General features: G+C 76.1%; 2 protein-coding genes. Both read left to right on the top strand.

Going from position 1 to position 2821, the window contains the following annotated elements; genetic code table 11:
• The coding region (locus E1298_RS45845; protein WP_131903641.1) for a choice-of-anchor D domain-containing protein at positions 1-1880 on the top strand (1880 nt) is incomplete at its 5' end.
• Positions 1881-1902: 22 nt separating this feature from the next.
• On the top strand, positions 1903-2821 hold a 919-nt coding region (locus tag E1298_RS45840), incomplete at its 3' end, for a serine/threonine-protein kinase (RefSeq protein WP_131903640.1).

Below are 2821 nucleotides of genomic sequence, written 5' to 3'. Positions count from 1 at the left end.
CGCCCGGCCCGTCCACGCCCGGTCCCTCCCCCACGCCCGGCCCCACGGAGAACAGCGAAGGAGGGCCGCCGGGAGGCCCCTCGACGCCGCCCGCCGACTACACGCGGACGACAGGGCCCACCGACCGGCCTACCGAGCGTCGGGGGACGCCGTGCCCGCACCATGCCATCGAGCCCTACACCTTCGCCCCCGTCCAGATCGGCCAGATCAAGGAGCAGGACTTCACCTTCCCGCGGCGGGCGTGCGACAACGTCCGGGCCATCTCCCTCCGGGGCCCGGACGCCGCCGGATTCAGTCCCCCGACGCTCGTCGCCTGCCCGCCCTCGGGTCCCCTGTGCCGGTTCCGGGTCGCGTTCCGGCCCGTCCAGCGCGGACGGCTCTACCAGGCGGTGGTCGTCGTGCCCTCCACCAGCGGCGGGACCGCGGTGACCCTGCGGCTGAGCGGCACGGCCGCCCCGCCGGTCCGGACCTGCCCCCGGCACGCCCTTCCCGTGCGGAGCCTGGGCACGGCCGAGGTGGGACGATCCGTCACCGGCGTGCTGACCGTCCCCTGGGACGACTGCTACGACGCCTCGGGAATCCGGCTGGACGGCGACCGGGCGTTCAGCCTGACCGGCACCCGCTGCGAGGGCACGGCATGCCGGATCACGGTGACCTTCGCCCCGGCCACCGCGGGCACCCGTTCGGCGACCCTGGTGGTCCCGTCCGACTCCGGGCCGGCCGCCGTGACGCTCCCGCTCAGCGCCGTCGCCGCGCCGTCCTGCCGCCGCGACCCGCCGGTGACGGCGCCCGAGTTCGAGGACGCCGAGCCGGGCAGGACGTCCCGCGCGGTCGTCATCGTCCCGTGGGGCTGGTGCTTCGACGCCACCAGGATCCACCTCACCGGCGACGCGGACTTCCACCTGGGCCCGGGCTCCACCTGCCCGGCGAAGCCCGGCGCGACCTGCGGCATCCCGGTGGTCTTCGAGCCCCGCACGTCCGGCCCGCACTCCACGACCCTGACGGTGCCCGACACCACGGGCGGCACCGCCGCGACGGTCCCGCTGAGCGCGGTGGCCCGCACGTCCTGCAAGCGGGACGCCCCGGGGCCGGGGCACCGGTTCGACGACGTCGAGGTGAACGATCGGGCCAAGGAGATCATCGGGATTCCCTGGGACTGGTGCTACGACCCCGGCGGGATCAGCCTGAACGGCAGCCCCTCCTTCACCCTGATGAAGGGCACCACCTGCCCGGCGGAGACCGGCGCGACCTGCCGCGTGCGCGTCGCCTTCGCGCCCGCGACGGCCGGGCCGCACTCCGCGACCCTGGTGGTGCGCACCCGCGAGGGCGGCCCCGGCGTCAGCATCGTCATCACCGGGACGGCCACCGCGCCCTGCCGCTCCCCCGGGCAGTACGGGCTGAGCAGGGAGCGAGGGGACTCGCCGGAGGTGCGGCCAACGCAGTCCCAATCGCCGCCATGCCCCGACGACGAGGGCGAGGGTGAAGGCGGAGACGAGGGCGGGGAGCCGGGTGGCGGGCGCGTGCCCTGCAAGCCCGACCCGGACGATTGCCCGGACGGGTTCACCACCGCGCCGGAGGAGCCCCCGACCTCCGAGCCGTCCGGCCCGGCGCCGAAGCCGAGCGCCCCGGACCCCGCGCCAGAACGTCCGGAAGCCGGGCCGAAGCCCAGTACTCCGGACTCCGGCGCTCCGAGGTCCCCGAAGCCGTCCAAGACCCCGGAGACCGAGAAGCCTGAGGCCGAGAAGCCGCAGGCCAAGAAGCCGGACGAGCCCGGTGAGCCGCGCGAGCCCGTCTCGCCGCATCCGGACGAGCCGTCCACCACGCCCAGTCCATCGCCGGCGAGCAGCGCACGCCCGCGGGCCGTGCCGACCACCCCGTGACCGGGCGACGGGAGGAGCTCCGATGACGGCACCGCTGAACGCCGACGGGCTGCCCGCCCGGGCCAAGCCGCTGCGGCCCCAGGACCCGCGATGGTTCGGCGAGTTCCGCACCCTCGGCGTCCTCGGCGAGGGCGGGATGGGCCTGGTCTTCGCCGGCCGGGCCCGCGACGGGCGTCTGGTCGCGATCAAGGCGATCCGCGCGGAGCTGGCGGAGGACGGGGAGTTCCGCACGCGCTTTCGCCGCGAGGCCGCCAGCGCGCTGAAGGTCCCGGCCTACGTCACCGCGGAGGTGCTGGCCGCCGACCCGGACGGGCCCGTCCCGTACCTGGTCACCGAGTTCATCGACGGCCCCACGCTGCACGAGCTGGTGGCGGGCGGGAGCCCCCTGCGCGGCGCCGAGCTGCACCAGCTGGCCGTCGCGGTGGCCACGGCGCTGCGCGGCATCCACGGCGTCGGGATCATGCACCGCGACCTCAAGCCCGGCAACGTGCTGCTGTCCCGGCTCGGCCCCCGGGTGATCGACTTCGGTATCGCGCGCGACCCGGACGCCACCCGGATCACCGCCAAGGGGCAGGCGGTGGGCACCCCGGCCTACATGGCCCCCGAACAGCTCCTCAACGATCCGGGACCGGCCTCCGACATCTTCGCCTGGGGCGGGGTGACCGTGTTCGCGGCCACCGGGCGCCGCCCGTTCGACGGCGACACCATGGGCGTCCTGGTCGAGCAGATCATGGGCGCCGAACCCGACCTCGGCGGCCTGACCGGGGCCCTGCGCGGCGCGGTGGCCGCCGCCATGCGCAAGGAGCCCGGCGCCCGTCCGACCGCGTCCGAGCTGCTGGAGATGCTCGGCGCCCCGAGCGGGCCCCCCGCCGCGCCGCTCACGGCCGACCCGCTGGTCCTCACCCGCCGCGAGACCACCGGACCGGCCCCCGCCCCCGCTT

Origin of the sequence: Actinomadura rubrisoli (assembly GCF_004349215.1) — a bacterium.
Classification (GTDB): domain Bacteria; phylum Actinomycetota; class Actinomycetes; order Streptosporangiales; family Streptosporangiaceae; genus Spirillospora; species Spirillospora rubrisoli.
The sequence above is the reverse complement of the archived record's forward strand: the minus strand, read 5'-3'. Positions and strand labels throughout refer to the sequence as shown.